Origin of the sequence: Microcoleus sp. B3-A4, from assembly GCF_036705385.1 — a bacterium.
GTDB lineage: Bacteria > Cyanobacteriota > Cyanobacteriia > Cyanobacteriales > Microcoleaceae > Microcoleus.
In genome coordinates this window covers 24,700-42,324 of record NZ_JAUBUI010000033.1, presented here as the reverse complement: position 1 = coordinate 42,324, position 17,625 = coordinate 24,700, and the positions used below count along the sequence as shown (strand labels likewise).

At 46.2% G+C, this 17,625-nt stretch carries 20 protein-coding genes; 10 read left to right on the top strand and 10 right to left on the bottom strand.

Annotation, left to right across the window (positions count from 1 at the left end; all coding sequences use genetic code 11):
* Positions 1-206: 206 nt before the first annotated feature.
* Positions 207-1,478 (bottom strand): aspartate aminotransferase family protein, encoded by a 1,272-nt coding sequence (locus tag QUB33_RS15190; RefSeq protein WP_333351436.1) that lies wholly within the window; start codon positions 1,476-1,478, stop codon positions 207-209.
* Between the two features lie 128 nt (positions 1,479-1,606).
* Between QUB33_RS15190 and QUB33_RS15185 the strand changes: the two genes are divergently transcribed.
* Positions 1,607-2,887: a ribulose bisphosphate carboxylase small subunit gene (locus QUB33_RS15185; RefSeq protein ID WP_333351435.1), complete on the top strand. Its 1,281-nt coding sequence runs from the start codon at positions 1,607-1,609 to the stop codon at positions 2,885-2,887.
* Between the two features lie 78 nt (positions 2,888-2,965).
* Here QUB33_RS15185 and QUB33_RS15180 read toward each other — a convergent pair whose 3' ends face one another.
* Positions 2,966-5,317 carry an AAA family ATPase gene (locus QUB33_RS15180; protein WP_333351434.1) on the bottom strand — a complete coding sequence of 784 codons (2,352 nt, stop codon included), beginning with the start codon at positions 5,315-5,317 and terminating at the stop codon, positions 2,966-2,968.
* A 123-nt stretch (positions 5,318-5,440) separates the two neighbouring features.
* Complete coding sequence (locus QUB33_RS15175) at positions 5,441-6,529, bottom strand: ATP-binding protein (protein ID WP_333351433.1); 1,089 nt, start codon at positions 6,527-6,529, stop codon at positions 5,441-5,443.
* 148 nt (positions 6,530-6,677) lie between these two features.
* Between QUB33_RS15175 and QUB33_RS15170 the strand changes: the two genes are divergently transcribed.
* Entirely contained in the window at positions 6,678-6,992 is a 315-nt protein-coding gene (locus tag QUB33_RS15170; RefSeq protein ID WP_333351432.1) for a TRADD-N-associated membrane domain-containing protein, read from the top strand.
* A gap of 132 nt (positions 6,993-7,124) precedes the next feature.
* Here the strand turns inward: QUB33_RS15170 and rbsK are convergent, their stop codons facing one another.
* Positions 7,125-8,045 (bottom strand): ribokinase, encoded by a 921-nt coding sequence (gene rbsK, locus QUB33_RS15165; RefSeq protein WP_333351431.1) that lies wholly within the window; start codon positions 8,043-8,045, stop codon positions 7,125-7,127.
* A 243-nt stretch (positions 8,046-8,288) separates the two neighbouring features.
* On the opposite strand from rbsK, the gene nblR reads away from it, so the two are divergent.
* From nblR to QUB33_RS15145, 4 genes are all read left to right on the top strand, one after another.
* The gene (gene nblR / locus QUB33_RS15160) at positions 8,289-8,984 is read left to right on the top strand and encodes a response regulator transcription factor NblR (protein ID WP_333351430.1); all 696 of its coding nucleotides are present in this window, start codon (positions 8,289-8,291) and stop codon (positions 8,982-8,984) included.
* Between the two features lie 117 nt (positions 8,985-9,101).
* A complete protein-coding gene (locus QUB33_RS15155) occupies positions 9,102-9,617 on the top strand; it encodes a DUF192 domain-containing protein (protein WP_333351429.1) in 516 nt (171 codons plus the stop codon).
* Between the two features lie 493 nt (positions 9,618-10,110).
* A complete protein-coding gene (locus QUB33_RS15150) occupies positions 10,111-10,323 on the top strand; it encodes a hypothetical protein (protein WP_333351428.1) in 213 nt (70 codons plus the stop codon).
* A 115-nt stretch (positions 10,324-10,438) separates the two neighbouring features.
* Positions 10,439-10,654, top strand: coding sequence for a DUF2949 domain-containing protein (locus QUB33_RS15145; protein WP_190737853.1), 216 nt, complete (start codon positions 10,439-10,441; stop codon positions 10,652-10,654).
* A gap of 59 nt (positions 10,655-10,713) precedes the next feature.
* Here QUB33_RS15145 and QUB33_RS15140 read toward each other — a convergent pair whose 3' ends face one another.
* From QUB33_RS15140 to trpC, 3 genes are all read right to left on the bottom strand, one after another.
* Positions 10,714-11,871, bottom strand: coding sequence for an alanine--glyoxylate aminotransferase family protein (locus tag QUB33_RS15140; RefSeq protein WP_333351427.1), 1,158 nt, complete (start codon positions 11,869-11,871; stop codon positions 10,714-10,716).
* A gap of 78 nt (positions 11,872-11,949) precedes the next feature.
* Positions 11,950-12,195, bottom strand: coding sequence for a DUF5340 domain-containing protein (locus tag QUB33_RS15135; protein WP_333055069.1), 246 nt, complete (start codon positions 12,193-12,195; stop codon positions 11,950-11,952).
* Positions 12,196-12,545: 350 nt separating this feature from the next.
* A complete protein-coding gene (gene trpC / locus QUB33_RS15130; protein WP_333351426.1) occupies positions 12,546-13,445 on the bottom strand; it encodes an indole-3-glycerol phosphate synthase TrpC in 900 nt (299 codons plus the stop codon).
* 106 nt (positions 13,446-13,551) lie between these two features.
* On the opposite strand from trpC, the gene QUB33_RS15125 reads away from it, so the two are divergent.
* Positions 13,552-13,884: a DUF433 domain-containing protein gene (locus QUB33_RS15125; RefSeq protein WP_333231853.1), complete on the top strand. Its 333-nt coding sequence runs from the start codon at positions 13,552-13,554 to the stop codon at positions 13,882-13,884.
* Complete coding sequence (locus QUB33_RS15120) at positions 13,881-14,240, top strand: DUF5615 family PIN-like protein (protein WP_333156722.1); 360 nt, start codon at positions 13,881-13,883, stop codon at positions 14,238-14,240. Before QUB33_RS15125 ends, QUB33_RS15120 begins: the two co-directional genes overlap by 4 nt.
* A gap of 33 nt (positions 14,241-14,273) precedes the next feature.
* On the opposite strand, the gene QUB33_RS15115 is transcribed toward QUB33_RS15120, so the two are convergent.
* From QUB33_RS15115 to QUB33_RS15105, 3 genes are read right to left on the bottom strand one after another with little or no spacing between them, the layout of a single operon-like run.
* Positions 14,274-14,465 (bottom strand): hypothetical protein, encoded by a 192-nt coding sequence (locus tag QUB33_RS15115; RefSeq protein ID WP_333351425.1) that lies wholly within the window; start codon positions 14,463-14,465, stop codon positions 14,274-14,276.
* Positions 14,462-14,731, bottom strand: coding sequence for a type II toxin-antitoxin system Phd/YefM family antitoxin (locus QUB33_RS15110; protein WP_333351424.1), 270 nt, complete (start codon positions 14,729-14,731; stop codon positions 14,462-14,464). The genes QUB33_RS15115 and QUB33_RS15110 overlap by 4 nt, the downstream gene beginning before the upstream one ends.
* Positions 14,732-14,759: 28 nt before the next feature.
* Positions 14,760-16,208 (bottom strand): NB-ARC domain-containing protein, encoded by a 1,449-nt coding sequence (locus QUB33_RS15105; RefSeq protein ID WP_333351423.1) that lies wholly within the window; start codon positions 16,206-16,208, stop codon positions 14,760-14,762.
* 215 nt (positions 16,209-16,423) lie between these two features.
* Here QUB33_RS15105 and QUB33_RS15100 point away from each other — a divergent pair, with 215 nt between their 5' ends.
* The gene (locus tag QUB33_RS15100) at positions 16,424-16,927 is read left to right on the top strand and encodes a hypothetical protein (RefSeq protein ID WP_333351422.1); all 504 of its coding nucleotides are present in this window, start codon (positions 16,424-16,426) and stop codon (positions 16,925-16,927) included.
* Between the two features lie 87 nt (positions 16,928-17,014).
* Positions 17,015-17,494 carry a hypothetical protein gene (locus QUB33_RS15095; RefSeq protein ID WP_333351421.1) on the top strand — a complete coding sequence of 160 codons (480 nt, stop codon included), beginning with the start codon at positions 17,015-17,017 and terminating at the stop codon, positions 17,492-17,494.
* Positions 17,495-17,625 lie beyond the last annotated feature (131 nt).

Here is a 17,625-nt window from a genome sequence, read left to right as displayed (position 1 = left end):
ACAGACTTGCAGCGGGGCGGGTTTACTTTTACCCCGATCGGACTTAGGCCAAAAAACCGGGCTTCTGGGAAACTATTGGGTTTGGTAACGAGGAATCTCGAAAGAAACCCGGTTTCTGAGGAAGAGTGTGTCCTCGACTAAGTGAGTTATCTAGGATCTTGCGCGAGTTTCAGCGCTACAGCTAACAAAAATCAACTCAGTAAATTTTACTTTACCGCTTGAGAGCGCAGCGCTGATTCCACTGCCAGCAGAGCTCGATCGACTTCAGCGGAGGTGACAATCAGCGGCGGGACAAATCTCAGCACTTTCGGCCCTGCAGGAACCAACAAAACTCCTGCGGCGATGGCAGATTTGACGATATCAGCGGATGTAAGTTCGATATCAGCTTGCAATTCCATCCCGACAATCAAACCCCAGCCGCGCACTTCGGCAATTAAATGCGGATATTCGGCCGCCAACTTGTTGAGCCCTGCTTTCAACTGTTCCCCGCGCTGCTGCACGTTTTCCAGAAGGTTTTCCCGTTCTAAAGTTTGGCACACACACAAAGCTACAGCGCAAGCAAAAGGATTGCCGCCGAATGTGCTGGCGTGACTTCCCGGTTCAAATACATCGCAGGAAGATTTGCACAGCATAGCGCCGATCGGGATACCGCCACCCAATCCTTTCGCAGACGTAAAGATATCCGGTTCAATGCCGAGGTTTTCGTAGCCCCAGTATTTGCCGCTGCGTCCCATCCCGACTTGCACTTCGTCGAGAATCAGCAAAATGCCTTTTTCGTCGCAAATTTCCCGAATGCGCTGGAAGTAGGCGATATCTCCGGGGCGAACTCCGCCTTCACCTTGCAGCGCTTCCAGCATAATTGCTGCTACTTGGCGTTCGTCTTTGTCGAGTTGCTCGATCGCACTTTCGATCGCACTAATATCGTTGTAGGGCACATAGTGAAATCCGGGCACCAAGGGGCTAAAACCCTTCTGGTATTTAGGCTGTCCCGTTGCCGTAATTGTCGCCAAAGTCCGGCCGTGGAAACTCGCAACGGCGGTAATGATTGTCGGATTCGAGATATTTAATTTTTCGTGGGCGTACTTGCGGGCGAGTTTAATTGCCGCTTCATTAGCTTCCGCGCCGGAGTTGCAAAAGAAGGCTCTATCCGCGCAAGAATGGTCTACAAGCCACTTTGCCAACTCGCCCTGTACGGGGATGTAATAAAGATTAGAAACGTGGTGTAGGGTCTGAATTTGCTGAGTTACCGCTGCAATCATTGCCGGGTGCGCGTGTCCCAGAGTGCAGGTAGCAATACCCGCCACAAAATCGAGATATTCGCGACCCTCGGTATCCCAAACGCGGCAGCCCAGGCCCCGTTCTAGGGCGATCGCAAAACGCCCGTAAGTTGTCATTACATAGCTGTCGAAGCTCTCAGAACTGAAGGGACTGGCTTCGGCTTGCACACTTGGTTCTTTTAGTAAGGTTTCTGGACTCACGAATCGCTCCTTAACACATAATATTCAGACCTCGATTGTACGGTAAAAATCCAGGTTAGCGGTGCAGGCTGTTAGTTTTGTCATAAAATCATAACAGTAACAACAATTAATCCCTCACAAATCTACTGATGAGTTATTACATTTCTCCTAACTTTCTCGATAAAGTTGCGGTGCACGTCACTAAGAACTTTTTAAATTTGCCCGGGGTAAGAGTTCCCCTAATTTTGGGAATTCATGGCCGCAAAGGAGAAGGCAAAACTTTTCAAACCGAGCTGGTTTTTCGGCGGATGGGCTTTGAACCGGTGATGATATCTGGTGGGGAATTAGAAAGCCCGGATGCAGGAGATCCGGCGCGTTTAATTCGCTTGCGCTACCGGGAAGCTGCGGAGCAAATTCGGGTGCGGGGTGAGATGTGCGCTATCTTTATTAACGATTTGGATGCTGGTGCTGGCCGGTTCGATACTACTACTCAATATACTGTCAATACTCAGATGGTCAATGCGACTCTGATGAATATTGCTGATAATCCAACTAACGTGCAGTTACCGGGAAGTTATGACAGTACGCCACTGCACCGAGTGCCGATTATTGTCACCGGAAATGATTTTTCTACGCTGTACGCGCCACTGATTCGCGACGGGCGGATGGAAAAGTTTTATTGGGAACCCAGCCGGGATGATAAAATTGGCATTGTTGGGGGAATTTTTGAGTCGGACAAATTGTCAAAAACCGATATTGTGGCGTTAGTTGATAATTTTGCAGATCAGGCGATCGACTTTTTTAGCGCTTTGCGATCGCGCATTTATGACGAACAAATCCGCGAATTCATTCACAAAGTAGGAATCGAGCGAGTTTCCAAGCGTTTGGTAAACACTTTGGAAGCAGCGCCAGATTTCCATAACCCGAATTTCAGCCTCGCTCATTTATTAGAAATGGGCAGTTTGATGGTGGGCCAACAAAAGCGGATTAAGGAAATGCGCTTAGTAGATGAATACAACCAATCGCGGCTGTTTAACGTTCAAGGAACGCCAAATGCCCCTGCTGCTGCTGCGCCCACGCAAAGTGAATTAAACGACCCGTCATCCAAATATTATAAGGCTTACGTTGAGCCAAGTTCTGAAGGTGGTAACGGTCATGCGGCGCGGCTGAGTTCCGAGGTATTGGAACAAGTAAAGCAGTTGTTAGCAAGAGGCTGCAAAATTGGCATGGAATATGCAGATAATCGCCGATTTAAGACTGGTTCCTGGCAAAGTTGCGCGACGATTAAAACTGAACAAGAAAAAGATGTGGTTGCATCTTTAGAAACTTGTTTGGCGGAACACGGCGGCGAATATGTGCGACTGATTGGTATCGATCCAAAAGTCAAGCGACGGGTAGTTGAAACAATTATTCAGCGACCGCAGGGTTAAAGCTAAAGTAGTTAAAGTTAGGAAGGACACAACTGTGTTGTGTCCCTACAGGCAATATCTTCTTACTCTCGCCCTAGACTACTGGACAGACAGAGATGATGCAAACCAGCGGCGAATTAATTCTACTTGGAAACGGTAGCCTTCACTAACTTCCTCAATCAATTCGCGTTGCAGAAGTAAATTGAGAGCATCGGATTTATCGGGAAAGTGTTGCAAAATAGTTAATCGGCTGACTATTGCCCCTTCTCCTTGTGCTGCCAAAAACTGCAAAATAGCTAATCCTGCTGCATCTGCTTGATTGCTTTGAATATCGGCAAAAAAGAAACTGCCAACACTTAAAGCCTCTGGTATTGCTGCTTCTACATCGGCTAAGGTTGCCAGTCGGCGGATAGATGGATCTTGCTCGTTTTTTAGTGCGATAATTTCAGCGCAGAGGAGTTGTATTAGGAAAGGGTGACAGCGGGTGAGTTGCAAGACTCGATCGACCGCATTGAGTTCGTAACGCAGGGTAAAATCTTTGACTGGTTGCTCAATTAGTTGGCGCGCTTCGGGTTGTTTCAGGTAGCTGATATGAACGACTTGGACATTGATTAAATAGCTAGCCCAACGCTGAAATTCTTCTATTGTATGGGAACCAGCTAGCAGCACTTTGAAGCGGGGACGATGTTGAATCAGGTGACGCAACATTCCCAGAACATCCTCCTCATCAAAGCGTCCTTTTGTGATGGCATTATCTAGGGCCTCGAATTCATCCAAGGCAAGCAGGGCAATATTTTGTTGTAGCGCTTCTTCTACTTCGTCCAGCCATTCATCAAAGCGGGTGAAAGGGTCATCTTGCAGTGTTTCGCGCTTAAGAGATGGGAGAGTGAAGGCACTTTGGCGCTGGGCTGAGTTTGCCATACTGCGGGCGATATTGTAGAGAAAACCAGCATAATCACTCGCTGATGAAACTGGCCCTTGCAAGTCTACAAACATGGGAATGATAGTGCTCGGTAGCAAGCGTCCCAGGTTGTTGAGGAGGGATGTTTTGCCCATGCGCCGCTGACCGTAGAGTAACAAAGGAGGGCGGCGGCGGTCGAGAAGTAATTGCTCGATGCGCGTACCAATGTCAGCACGTCCGGTGAAGATTTCCTGTTGTTCTGTCAGGGGTACGCCGATGATATAAGGGTTGTCGATTTCTTGTCGTAGTTCAACGGCTGTCGCCTGTTCTTGCACATAGTTGGTGACAGTTTCATACCAACTATTTGCAATAGGGCGAAAACGTACTGCATATTTGTCACCACTGCGGGTCAATTCTCGAATTAAACCATTTAATCTTTCTGCTACAGCACTGAGGGTTAAACGCTGGTTGTAAGCACTATTTTGGTTGAGGGCTGCTGCTACATCCTCGCTGACGCTACTAAAGCTACTTAGGAGGGAACTAACTGGACTATTCAGTTCTCCAAGGGCTAAATTGCGGTAGGCGTTAGCGATAGCAGCTACATCTTGACAACGTTCTAATTCCCGTGCATCCAGTTCAATTTGTACAGCTTGTGCTGCCCAACGCTGACGGCTTGTGTTTAAATAGTTGAGTGCAGCTTTGCCCTCTTCTGGGTTACGCTCCATTACTAAGAGAACGTGCTTGTCTAAGCCTTGGAGGGGAAAGCCCTGCCGCTCATCCCAAAAAGCAGAATGGCAACGTAAGAAACTGGGTTTAGTAGCTGTGCGTCGTTTGTCTAGTTGGTAAAGCAGAATATTCCATCCCGTCACGAAGGGATACAGTAACACGGGCAGCCATAAATTTATCGTCATTCCCAAGCACCACGCCAAGCACCACGTCAAGCCCCACGCCATGCTCCACGCCATGCTCCACGGCACGGGCAACGCCCCGCCCAACGCCACGCCCCACCCCTCGCCCGACGCCACGCGCAACGCCACGGCCAACGCCACGGCCAACGCCATGCTCAACGCCGTGTCCCACGCCACGCCCGACGACGCCACGCCCCACCCCACGCCCCACGCCACCCCCCACCCCACGCCCAACCCCACCCCCCATCCCACGCCCCACCCCACGCCCCACACGACGCCCCACGCCACGCCCCACGCCACGCCCGACACCACGCCCCACGCCACGCCCCACGCCGCCATTGCTGGTGGAAAACCCAATCCGCACAACACCAAAGTAAGGGTTAAACCAGCCAAAACAGGCAAGATCAGATTTCCTTGGATTAGCAATCGCCACAACGCCAGGTTCCGCCAGCGCTGTTTTCTAATCAAAATAAGTAAAGAAGAATAAAAATCTAAGTCCGGGTCAATGCGCGTTAAATGGTTGCGGAAAGCCGAGGGACGAAAGAATAACCAAGGCAGTAGTTGCAGGCTACCTAAAATTAGGTTGGGATGCTGTTCTGGTGAATTGGTGTAGGCATTGCGCGGCAGATTGGGCGAGATCATCCGATTTTAAATTTTAGATTTTAGATTTTAGATTTTAGATTGAGCCCACAGATAAATGCCAGGGCTTGCGATAAAATTGCTTTACGTACTTAATTTTGAGTAGTTTCCTAAATATAACGAGCGCTAGACAAGTTTCTCAAATAAATGAGTGAAGGGCTGCATCTGTTGTAACCCTTCTTCACGCCAATCATCCCCCATTTCCCCATCTTCCAGACTAAATAATCGTTCTCGACACAGGATTTGCAGCAGCAGAGGCCAGCATTTACTTTGAGTCAAAATCCACTCGACATCCTCAGCCGGAAAAGGCATGGGCGAACAGGCTATCAACTCGCGCGCTTCAGCTTCAGTCAAAGCACCCAGAGTTGTGGTATATCCAAAGATATTGAAAAAAGGTGAACTATGTCCCGTGCTAGTCGCTAAGTCGATAGGCGATTCTGGAGTTGCCAAGACAAAGCCTAAATTCCCATTGGTTTGGTTAGTCGCCAAAGAGCGCAAACTCTCCCAAAACCCATCATCTAATTCGGGACAGCGCTGTAAACCTACACCAATTTCATCTAATAGGATGACTGTAGGCTGACGTAAATTACTGCTAACCACATCCATAAATCTTTCTAAGTCGCAAGGGCTGGGAACTGACATTTTGAGGGATTCTAAAATGTAGCGCAGCAGCCCTTCCCGATTTTGCCGTCGTGAATCTTGAAAATCTACGAAAATCCAGCGATAGTTTTCTGGATGGGGCAACCAGTCAGATTTTTGACCGGGACGCAACTGTTCTGTTGGGGTGGTAGTAATATTTTTCAAGTAGTACAGCAAAGAAGTCTTGCCACTGCGCCTCTTGCCGATAATCGCAGCATTTTGCAGGGGACGGCGTTTCAGTAAGTCGAATAGGCGTTTTAGTTCTTTCTGTCGCCCGAAAAAGTAGCGCGGATGGGTGATGGGAGTTCCAGTGATGAAAGCTGAGGTTTCCTCGAAGATAGGCTTAGGGATAGTTTCGTCTATATGTACGATATTTCTCCATTCATACCCCAATCTCTCGCTAATTTCCAGAAAATATGAGTAATCAACAGGTTGTCCCGTCAGAAATTTCTTGACTGTGGATTGCCCAATGCCCAATTCTTCAGCCAAAGCCTTCTGACTCGGAAAGCCGTTGCGTCCTAAGGCCGATTTGACTTGTGCGATACACCCTGGAGCAACTTTGAGCGATCGCCCCATGATGCCTCTCCAGTAAATTACTCATCCGAATTATAGATTTAATCTCAACTACAAGTCAACCAACAAGTCAACTCGCTCAACCTTCTCGCTCGACTCTGAACTCAACCTTGCTTGATTTTTAATAGGATTGTAGAGTTCAATTTATAAAATGTCGGACAATAAATTACATCCCAAGCAAGCACCCTCCTCCGATGATTCTGCCAAGCTCGATCGCAAGATTATTCAAGACAGTTGGCGTCAACAAGTGCGTTTGAGTTCTCACGCAACTCTTGGATTAATCATTGCCAGCACTTTTTTCAATATTTTAGGCATCGGATTGTTGTTTTTTGGCAAAGTTCCAGAAGGAACAATTACCGCCACTAGCGGCTTAACAACAAATATTGTTAGCTTGCTGGTCATGTTTGCGAAAGAAAATAACGATCGACTCGATCGCCTAGCCAAAGAATTCAAAGACGACGATTAACTAAAAATAGTTAAAGTAGGGTGCGCCTTCCGCACCTTACAAATTACCAATTCAACTAATGCGCGCTTTACAAGTCAAAGTAGGGTGCGCCTTCTGCACCTGACAAATTCAACTAACGCGCACCTGACAAATTCAAATTAAATTCTGCAAAAATTTATCAAAAGTTGCCCGATCGCACATAGCACCTTGAGCACCCACTTTAGTTGTGCACAGAGCGCCCGCTGCTGCGCCCCACCGCACCGCCTCTGACAAGGACAGACCGACATCTAATGCGGAGGCCAACCCGCCGTTAAAAGCATCGCCAGCAGCCACAGTGTCGATCGCCTCCACAGCAAAAGCCGGTACAAAAAACGTTTCATCCGCCGTAACAGCAACAGCCCCGCGATCGCCCAATTTGACAATAACATTCTTGACGCCACGCTCCTGCAAGCGTTTGGCAGCTACAATCGCTGTTTCCGTGTCATTCACCCGAAAACCGACTAACTGGCTGGCTTCCACTTCATTCGGCGTGATAATGTCAATTAGCGGATAAAGTTCGATCGGCAAATCCGCCCTAGCCGGTGCTGGATCGAGAATAACTCGCACCCCCGCTTGACAAGCAGCTTTCGCAGCTTTTTGGACAACTTCCAGGGGAATTTCTAACTGTAACAGCAAAGATGTAGCGGATGTTAACAGTTTTTTGAGACGTTCTATATCTGCTTCACCGACATTGTTATTTGCGCCCGGAATCACAATAATATTATTTTGACCTGTCTCGTCTACCGCGATAATTGCCACTCCTGAATGAGTGTTTTGGTCTATTAATACATTGTCTGTACTTAAACCATAAGATTGTAAATTTGTCAATAATTCTTCAGCAAATTTATCGTTGCCGACGCGGCCGATGATGTTGGTAGAAGTGCCGAGACGGGCGGCGGCGACGGCTTGATTTGCTCCTTTGCCGCCGCCGGCTGTGAAAAAATTGCTACCGATGATAGTTTCCCCTGGCTGTGGCAACCGGGGAGTTTTTGCTGCTAGGTCGATGTTGATACTGCCGAATACGATGATCGTCATAAATTATTCAATTTGGTAATTGGTAAGCTGTAGCGCATTTAATTTGTAAGCTACTTTTTACTTAAACTCTTGTGGGGCGGGCAGGATAGCCCGGGGCGATCAAGTTTCAATTTAAATGCCAAATAGCTTAATTGGTAATTGGTAATTCTCCCATTCTCCCACTTTCCCCCTCTCCCTCTCTCCCACTCTCCCTCTCTTCCTTAAGACGTGCTAGAACAGTTATGGTCTTCACAGGTCAATTCAATGGCAGCAATTACTCTCGATCGCAATCCCTGTGTCCTGCTAGTTGAAACAGACGAAGTTCTCGCCGGACACTTGAGTCTCGACTTAAAATCCTCCGGTTACGAACCGGTAGTGGCTTCTAATACCGCCACCGGCCAACATTTAGCCCATGAATTGCAGCCAGCTTTGATTGTCATTGACCGGATACTTGGGCCTGAGTCGGGGCTGTCACTATGTTCTCACCTCAGAAGTATTGGAAATCGGGTGCCAGTGCTGTTATTGGTCGGTCGTGATACAGTTGACGATCGCGTAGCTTGTCTGGAAGCCGGGGCGGATGATTATTTTCTCAAACCTTACCGCACTGAGGAGTTTTTGCAGTTGGTGCGCTTGTATTTGCAGCCGGATAACACCAGCAACGAACAATTGAGGTTTGGCGATTTAGTTTTGGATTTAGCCTCTAGGCGGGCCTTACGCAATGGACGGGCGATCGACCTGACGATGAAAGAATATGAGCTGCTAAAGTATTTGATGGAACATCCCCGCGAGGTTTTGACTCGGGAACAAATTCTGGAAAATGTTTGGGGTTACGACTTTTTGGGTGAGTCGAATGTAATTGAGGTTTACATCCGCTATCTCCGCCTCAAGATTGAAGATGAGGGGGAAAAGCGCTTGATTCAGACGGTGCGCGGTGTTGGCTATGTGATGCGGGAAGCTTGAAGAAGTCATCAGTCATTAGTCAGTTGTCAGTTGTCAGTTGACAGTTGTCAGTTGTCATCACTCAACGCAGTCAACAGTCAACAGTCAACAGTCAACAGTCAACAATCTAAAATCATTATGAGTTATTTAGCTAATTTCCTGAGTATTGGGGTAATTATATTTTTGCTGGGATGTTCGCCGACTTTACCTGTTGCCAATGCTGGTGCTACTGGTATTTTGGCGGCTGAGTCTCCTACGGCGACAACATCGGGTCAAGTGCTGCCTGTTTCTGCTAGAGCTCGCATAGGCGATCGCCCAATCGAACTCGAAGTGGCGAAAACAGTGGAACAGCAGGCTATGGGTTTAATGTACAGAACTTCTTTGCCGGATGACAGAGGAATGCTGTTTGAGTTTAAATCGGCGCGGCGGGTCAATTTTTGGATGCAAAATTGCAAGATTTCTCTGGATATGATTTTTCTGCGAGATGGGGTGGTTGAGGCGATCGAAGTTTCTGCACCTCCTTGTACTGCCGATCCTTGTCCTACCTACGGGCCCGATACTGCTGTCGATCGAGTTATTGAACTCCGGGGCGGGCGAGCTGCTGAACTCGGTGTCAAAAAGGGCGATCGTATTGAAATCGAGTTTTTCCAGTAAAACTTCGGACTGTTTCAGTAAAATCTGCACACAGACACAATCCCCCGCTTTCCATCGCCCAGAGAGCCCCCTACCTTCGGAATACCGGAGAAAATTTAGAAACTTTACAAAAATTGATTAAATCTATTAGAATATTAATGTAACATTCAGTACAAACACCGAAAGATTTGCTACGATGTCGATCTCAGCCAGTCAGGACTTGAGCTTGTTTCCGGAAGCTGTAGATTGTTGGTCGCAGGTATGAGACGAGTCAGCGACTCGTTACCAATCCTGAGAGACGATACTCAGCCTCAAGGTATAGCAACACGAAAAGAAATTCTCTGGAAGTTCTGGCGAGCGAGGTAAATCTACTAAACCTATCTAAAGTAATATGCTACGAGCCAAGTTAATTGGCGGTAATTGGCAAACTTAACTTCTGGTAGCAGTTTCGGGTTCGATCGAAATATCTAACTAATTTTGCCGAAGTAGATTTGCGGATTCTGCATTTCGGCAGATGAAGTTAAACTCTGAACTTGGTTTAGTAGTGTTAGGTAGCAGAATTTATTCTGATTCGCGCTGCAAAGATGCCGAGGTATTCAGTTTAGGTTCGATCGCGATCGCAAGTCGATCGGGCCGACATCAGCAAAATTGCAAAACCTTTCACTTTTTGGGAAAGGTTAGCTTGTGCGCTCGCAATCAGCATTACGTTTGGCAGTTCAACCGCTAATACTGTTTTAACAGCTATCGACGGTTACAAGACAAATTTAAAACTGGCTTATTACTCATCAAAAACATCAGGTTCACATCAGAAAATGGTGTCCTATACTTAGAGGTGAAATCACATGGCACCCGCTACATACACTCGATTAATTCGATTTTTACAAGAAGATTTGGCAATTTCTCCCGCGTCAATTGCTGTCGCCGAACGTGTCGGCGGTGACAAACAGCGGCAGCCTGATAAAGACCCGAATTCCTTGCCGATGGTTCTGTGGCAATACGGTTTAGTCACTCTCGACCAGTTGGATAAAATTTTTGATTGGTTATCCCAAGCATATTAAAAGGATTTTAGATTTTAGATATAAATAATCAAAAATCCAAAATCCTTTAATAACTGGGATTAAGATTCAGCCAAAAGTTTCGCAGCAGCGGCAACGCCGGCACCAGGAGTGTAGCCTTCATGACCCAATTCTCGCAACACGACTTCTAAAGAGGAAATTGCTGCTAGAATATCGCGATCGGAGACAAAGCCCAAATGGCCGATTCGGAAGATTTTACCTTTCAAATGGTCTTGTCCGTCGGCGAGAGCAATGTCAAATCTCTTTCTCATCAAAGTCCGCACTTTTTGAGCATCTACGGATGCTGGCGGCATAACCGAAGTAATCGCAGGGCTGGCGGCATCGTCAGCAGCAAACAACGGCAAACCTAAAGCTTTGACAGCAGCGCGAGTAGTTTTCATTAAGCGTTGGTGTCGCGCGAAAACATTTTCCAACCCTTCTGTTTTCATCATCTGCAGCGATGCTTGCAGGGCAAAAAACATATTGACAGGGGGAGTAAAAGGAGTGGTATTTTTGGCAGCGTCTTTGCTATATTTACCCAAATCCAAATAATAGCGCGGCAGTTTCGCAGTTTTGTAAGCTTCCCAAGCTTTGGGACTGACGGCCACAAAACCCAAACCTGGAGGAATCATGTAAGCTTTCTGAGAACCCGAAGCAATGACATCGATTCCCCAAGCGTCCATCGGAATATTGACAGCGCCTAAGCTAGTGACAGCATCGACCATAATTAAAGCTTCACCGTGGGCTTTAACGTGGCGGTTGATGGTTTCGAGGTCGTTGAGGACGCCGGTAGAGGTTTCCGAGTGGGTGATGATGACAGCTTTGATTTGCTTCTGTGTATCTGCTTCGAGTTTTTCGCGGAAGTGTTCGGGGTCTAAAGGTTGGCCCCATTCGGCTTTAATAATTTCGGCGTTTAAACCGTAAGCTTCGGCGACTTCGGCCCAACGTTCACCAAATTTGCCGTTAGTACCGACTAAAACTCGATCGCCCGCACTCAGGAAATTAATTATCCCAGCTTCCATTGCCCCGGTACCAGAAACCGTTAAACTCAGCACGTCATTTTTAGTTTGGTGCAGCCATTTGAGGTTTTCGGTACATTCTGCAAAAATCCCGTCAAATTCCTTGCTGCGGTGGCCCATCGGGTGTTTTGCCATCGCTAACAATGCCGCTTCAGGCACCGGTGTCGGGCCGGGAATCATCAGCATTAATTTGTTGTCCATGATATTGTCCTAACTTTTCCTGTGGGAGTTCTATAGAATAAATCAAATACGATGCGTCACGTCGGTACTCTAATTTTTTTAACTTTTAACTCCCTTGTGGTTAATTTCATTTAGAGCCCAGCGATGTTCTACCGCTAAGTTCGATCGCTCGCAGCTTTGTTCTAATTGCTTTTGAATGGCAAGGGCTTTACGCAGTGTAATAATAAGTTGGTGCACTTGTTGCTGCTGCGGCGATTGTGGACTGACAGCAAACATCGTTTTGCGTTCTAACAATTGAAGTAGCAATTCATAATGAATGTACGAAGGAAGGGGGATTGGCTCCATGAAAGCTAATATACCTCAGCGAACCGACACCCCATTGCAATTGAATGAGGCATCACAGGTGAACATTAGATGCCCGATTTTTTATTTGTTTTCTAACCGTACAAAAACCCCTGCTTTGCCGATCAAATATTCGGGGCTGGGTGCGTTGGACACGCTAAATCTTGCGATCGACCCGCTTACAGAATAGATTTAATTGCTTTCTGGCAAAATATTTCTATGCAATATAGCTTTGAGTGCTATTTCTTTTTTACAGTAGCGCTTGAGTCGATGCAGGGTAGAAATTCTCATTATTTACCTACTTAATCATTTTTTATCAGAATTAAGGGTGGTTTGTCAAGCGGTCTCGCCTTTCACAGGCTGGGAGGGCGATCGGCAAGGGTGGCTAAAGCGGCGCCTGGATCGGGCTGCTTGACCAGAGATTCGCCGATGAGAACGGCTTGGGCTCCGGCGGTGGCAACTTGAGTTAGGTCTGCGGCAGTGTGGATTCCTGACTCGCTGACGATGAGGATGCCTTTTGCTTGGATTTCGGTTGGTCGATCGGCTAATAGTTGACCGGTAGTTTCTAGGCTGACGGAAAAGTCTTCAAGGTTGCGGTTGTTGATGCCGATCAGGTTAACGCCTTCTAGGGTTAATACTCGATCGAGTTCTTCGAGAGTGTGAACTTCTATTAAAGCTGTCATGCCCAAAGTCTTGACAATTTTTACAAAGTATTGTAAGTCTTTGTCAGATAGAATAGCTGCGATTAACAATACAGCATCGGCGCCGTGAATCCGGGCGAGATAAATTTGGTAGGGATAGATAATAAACTCTTTGCAAAGTAAGGGTAAATCGACAGCGGCACGGATTTTAGCGAGGTTGTCGAAACTGCCTTGAAAGAACTTTTCATCGGTAAGTACGGAGATGCAACTGGCGCCGTTTTGTTCGTAAGCTAGGGCGATCGCCACTGGGTCGAAATCTTCGCGAATTACACCTTTGCTGGGGGAAGCTTTTTTAACTTCGGCGATGATAGCGGGTGTGGTTTTGCCGTTTTTAAGGGCGGCGAGGAAGTCGCGGATGGGCGGTGCAAACGGGAGTTTTTTGTGAAGCTCGGCTAATGGGGTGCGATCGCGCTTTTGGGCAACTTCAGCTTCTTTTTCCCAGACGATTTCTTCGAGGATGTGCTGGGGTTCGGCGTCGGGTACGGCGATTTGGTAGCTGAGGTAGAGTACGGAGACTGAGGTGCTGGGGGGACGACGGCGGATTTGAAGCATGATAGGGGGATAAAGGGCGATCGCAACAAGTTTTTATTATATAAGGTCGAGCGCCCTTTTCCATTTATGATAAAATGCGATTAACTAAGTATTCGGAGATAAACCGATGCAACTAGAAGAATATTTTGAATTTCTCGACCCCGATGACATCCGCATCAAAGGACATCGGATCGGCATCGACGACGTAATTAAATATTACTTGGATGGATATTCGCCAGACCAAATTCTGGAAGAATTACCAAGTTTGAATTTAGAGAAAATTTACGCGACGCTAACTTATTATCTGCAAAATCGGAGGCAGATGGATGCTTATATGTTGCGGCTGGCGAAGTGGCGGGAAGAACGCTATCAGGAATGGTTGGCTAATCCATCTCCTCTAGCATTGCGTTTGAGAGCAATCAAAGCACAGCGAGAACAGGAGTTACTTAACCTGAAGTGAAAATTCGTTTTTTACTCGATGAAAATTTGCCTCCTAAGCTCAAAAGTGCTGTTTTAAACCTCGATCCGGAGATAGATATTTTACGGGTGGGTGATTCAAATGCACCGCCATTAGGCACCTTAGATCCAGAGATTCTCATTTATTTGGAATCATCGAAACGACTATTAGTGACGGATAATCGCAAAAGTATTCCCGGACATTTGGAGGAACATTGGGCCGCAGGGGGACAAAGTTGGGGATTAGTTTGGGTGCGTCCAAGTGGAAGTATCGGCAGATGGGCAGAAACAATTCATTTTATTTGGGAAACTACTGAAGCTGAAGAATGGCTCGATAAGTTAGATTGGATTCCATATTAGAGAATGATGTGGAAAAAGTACGCGCGTGCGTAGCTATCCCGTAGGAATCGCACTTTTGGGCAGCCAAAATCCATTCGCTAACCCGCAAGTCCGCCGGGGGTTGAAAACCCCCGTCTCATAGCAAAAGTCCTCTAAAAGAGGACTGAAAAGCCAATTCAATAAACAAAGGTCGATCGCGCATTCCCAAATTTTACCAAAAGGTCGATCGCACTTTTCTAAGTTCAAGATAATTCACTGACAGTCTGAGGTTTGGCTGTTCTGGCTTTTGCCTGTTTCAGGGCACTTAACAAGCGATCGGCGTTTTTGGGCGATCGCAGCAGGTGCAATGTCTCCAATAAGCTTGCCAACTCGTCAGCGGCAATTAAGGCTACGTTTTCGCCGTCTTTGCGGGTGATGATGATGGCATCGCGATCGCTTATGACTTGTTCGCACAGTTCATCAAGATTGGCCAAAGCTTCAGTATAGGTTACTTGGGTTTGTGTGAGTGACATGGTTTTTGGCTTCCCAATACTAAGGATATTATAAGGGCGATCGGGCTTCTTTTTCTATGTTTGGGCGGGAATAGTTAGTTTTAACATACTCTTTTAGTACCGGGGCAAGGGTAAAAAATGTGCGATCGCCTTCCTGGATTTTTTCAACTAATGAACGCCGTCCCAAGGATTGCATCACTTTCAAAAATTGCGAGCGAGATAAGTGCAGATTCTCTGGCACTTTTGAGATGGAAACTGGCGCGGTTTCACTCGCTAGCCATGACATTACCTGTTTTTCTGACTCGGATAAGCGATTAAATGGCTGATGCAGTAAAGATTCTAAATCACCTAAAAATAGTGTATCATCCGACAAAAATTCCGATAGGCTGCCGTTAAATAAATCTTGAATCATGGTCGCAACTATTTTTAACCACAAGGGATTGCCTCTGTATTGTTCAATTAGTTCTGACAATTTTGCATCTTCAGTTAAACCTTTTTCTCTAAGAATTTCCCCCGCTTCAGCACCTAAACCATTCAGTTGCAATGAGCGAATTGGCTGATTTTTTCCTTCTAATGCGGCGATTTCTCTGGGTTTTTCCCAACAGAGTAACACCAAACAACTGTTGTGAGATAATTCTCCTACTTGTCGAAATAGCGTGCCGTAATCTTCGTATCCAAGTTGGTAATTGCCAGCGAGTTGCCCGCTGCTGTTTATCATTTGTACGTCATCGAGTATCAGCAGACAGCGGTATTTTTGCAAGTAGTTCAGTAGTGGCAAACCCCCCGTAGTTTCCCCATTATCTAGGACAACCACGCCGTCGGCATTTGGGGCGCCGCCCCTACAGAAGGCTTGAATTATATTTGTTTGAAGTATTGACAGGGGTGGAGATGTGGCGAGACTTCGCCAGATGATAAAATCAAATTCATGTTTGATTTGTTCTACTAGATTTACTGCGAGTGCGGTTTTGCCAATGCCGATTAGGCCGTGTATGGAGACTAGGCGGGTGTTTTCTTGTAAAATCCACTGTTTGAGGGTGGCGAGTTCGGATGTGCGATCGTAGAAAATGCCAGACTTAGGCATTTCAGCTAAGAATTGACGCAATTTTAGTTCAGTGTTGCCTTTGTTTAGAGGTTCTTCATCGGTTGGTGAATTGGGGAATTTTGGGGAGTGTGAATTATTTTCACAGAAATTGACGTTACCAATGTGTACAAAATCTTTATTGAAGTTCCAGAGATTTGATAATTTTACTTGTTCCAATCTGACTCTAAAATTTGCTTTATTGACTTCTTCGCCTAATACTTCTGATAATAGCTTCCATAATGCAGAGGCAATATCTTTAATGTGACCTTCACTACAGTGAGATTCATCTGCTATTTTTGAGTATTTCTGACCTTGTAAAGTTCCCCGCAGTATGACCTCTTGCAGAGTGTCTAAGTGTTTTCCCGTATTGATAAAAACTAGGTCGTCGGCAAGTTTTAAGACTTCTTGAACGTCCATAGGTCGGGTTGATGCTGGGGTTTTGCCTATTATATCCTACTCGATCCGACTTTTTCCGACCCGATTGAGTTTGTCCAGCTTTTTCTGGCGTGGGTAAATGGCAAATGATATAAAAGTGCTTACTTTATCCGACTTTTTCCGACTGGACAAGACTGAGATTTTATAGTCACAATCATATTTAAGAGGCACTATTATAGCTTTCCCATAGGAAAAAAATGACTGCACAAGCATTATCCCTCCCCCAAGCAAACTTAAAAATGGCTCTCTGGCAAGTAGATGCCGATTCAATGAGTAGTAGCGAGTTGTATGTCTGGTTAAATGATTGTGGCTTGCCCCACGAAGTCATTATCAGATTGCACGAGTTGGCTAGCTACACGAAAAAAGCTGGTAACAAAGTTTTGGCTGTAGGGAAAATTGTTTTGATCAAAATTATCGAGTTTGTCAAGGCACATCCTAATTTAGCTACGGGCATTGCTCTAGGAGCTGCTGTGGGGCTATTGGCAAGTTCAGTACCAATTATAGGCCCAGTGTTAGCGCCATTGGCAGCAGTGCTAGGTATAACTGTTGGTGCGATCGCTGGACATAGACTAGATCAAGGCTACCGTCAAGTAGATGGCATAGTTGGAGTAACACAAGACTTTATTCAAATCGCCCAATTGTTTTTTCAACTACTGATTGATGTTTTCAATGCAGTTTTTCGCAACGTTATCACTGCTTAAATAATAAAATTTGAAAAAATCATAAGGCTTAATATGTCAGGAAAGAAAACTCTAACTAAGGAGCAAATCCTTAAAGCGATCGAGGAATTGGAAAAAAATCCTCATGATAAGCTAGGAATTTTAGCTGATATTGGGATTGGTGTGGTAGGTGCTGGTGCTGCTGCGGGTGCTGTTGCGGCTTTCGGCGGTACATCCATATTTTTTGGGCTAATAGCGGTTGCACCCCCAGTAGGATTGGTTGTTGGCGGTGCAGCATTAGGTGCAGCAGCTCTCGTTGGAGCAAAGAGGATCTTCTTTGATGGCACTTCCAACGAAGGGAAAAAAGCAGAAATTCTCAAACAGTTAAATGAACTGCTAAGAGAGGTTGAAGCAAAAGAAAGAGCATCTAAGCTTGAAGACAGTGACAAGACAAAATTTATCGTTTCCTTGAAAGAACCAGTTAGGCTTAATCTAATTAGCCCTAAAGAGGCTCAGGATTTAATGAGGGCTGTCGAAACTGGTCAAATACCTATCAAGGAAGCTATTAATATGGTCAAGGCTATAGTTGAAGCAGCTCAACTCCAATAGTCTTTTAAATTCATGACCTGAAAATGCTAGGCACAGGCTATGTTGCTCTGGTATTTCTGAGAATTGACTTAGTTGCTGAAAGAGCGATCGCCCTTATATTATTGAGGTGCGATCGCTCTTTTTTTGAGTAT

Bases quoted from the DNA above. Each gene is read 5' to 3' on its own strand.
- QUB33_RS15185 (WP_333351435.1), top strand. From the start codon at position 1,607: ATGAGTTATTACATTTCTCCTAACTTTCTCGATAAAGTTGCGGTGCAC.
- QUB33_RS15180 (WP_333351434.1), bottom strand. From the start codon at position 5,317: ATGATCTCGCCCAATCTGCCGCGCAATGCCTACACCAATTCACCAGAA.
- QUB33_RS15175 (WP_333351433.1), bottom strand. From the start codon at position 6,529: ATGGGGCGATCGCTCAAAGTTGCTCCAGGGTGTATCGCACAAGTCAAA.
- QUB33_RS15170 (WP_333351432.1), top strand. From the start codon at position 6,678: ATGTCGGACAATAAATTACATCCCAAGCAAGCACCCTCCTCCGATGAT.
- rbsK (WP_333351431.1), bottom strand. From the start codon at position 8,045: ATGACGATCATCGTATTCGGCAGTATCAACATCGACCTAGCAGCAAAA.
- nblR (WP_333351430.1), top strand. From the start codon at position 8,289: ATGGCAGCAATTACTCTCGATCGCAATCCCTGTGTCCTGCTAGTTGAA.
- QUB33_RS15155 (WP_333351429.1), top strand. From the start codon at position 9,102: ATGAGTTATTTAGCTAATTTCCTGAGTATTGGGGTAATTATATTTTTG.
- QUB33_RS15150 (WP_333351428.1), top strand. From the start codon at position 10,111: ATGAAGTTAAACTCTGAACTTGGTTTAGTAGTGTTAGGTAGCAGAATT.
- QUB33_RS15145 (WP_190737853.1), top strand. From the start codon at position 10,439: ATGGCACCCGCTACATACACTCGATTAATTCGATTTTTACAAGAAGAT.
- QUB33_RS15140 (WP_333351427.1), bottom strand. From the start codon at position 11,871: ATGGACAACAAATTAATGCTGATGATTCCCGGCCCGACACCGGTGCCT.
- QUB33_RS15135 (WP_333055069.1), bottom strand. From the start codon at position 12,195: ATGGAGCCAATCCCCCTTCCTTCGTACATTCATTATGAATTGCTACTT.
- trpC (WP_333351426.1), bottom strand. From the start codon at position 13,445: ATGCTTCAAATCCGCCGTCGTCCCCCCAGCACCTCAGTCTCCGTACTC.
- QUB33_RS15125 (WP_333231853.1), top strand. From the start codon at position 13,552: ATGCAACTAGAAGAATATTTTGAATTTCTCGACCCCGATGACATCCGC.
- QUB33_RS15110 (WP_333351424.1), bottom strand. From the start codon at position 14,731: ATGTCACTCACACAAACCCAAGTAACCTATACTGAAGCTTTGGCCAAT.
- QUB33_RS15105 (WP_333351423.1), bottom strand. From the start codon at position 16,208: ATGGACGTTCAAGAAGTCTTAAAACTTGCCGACGACCTAGTTTTTATC.
- QUB33_RS15100 (WP_333351422.1), top strand. From the start codon at position 16,424: ATGACTGCACAAGCATTATCCCTCCCCCAAGCAAACTTAAAAATGGCT.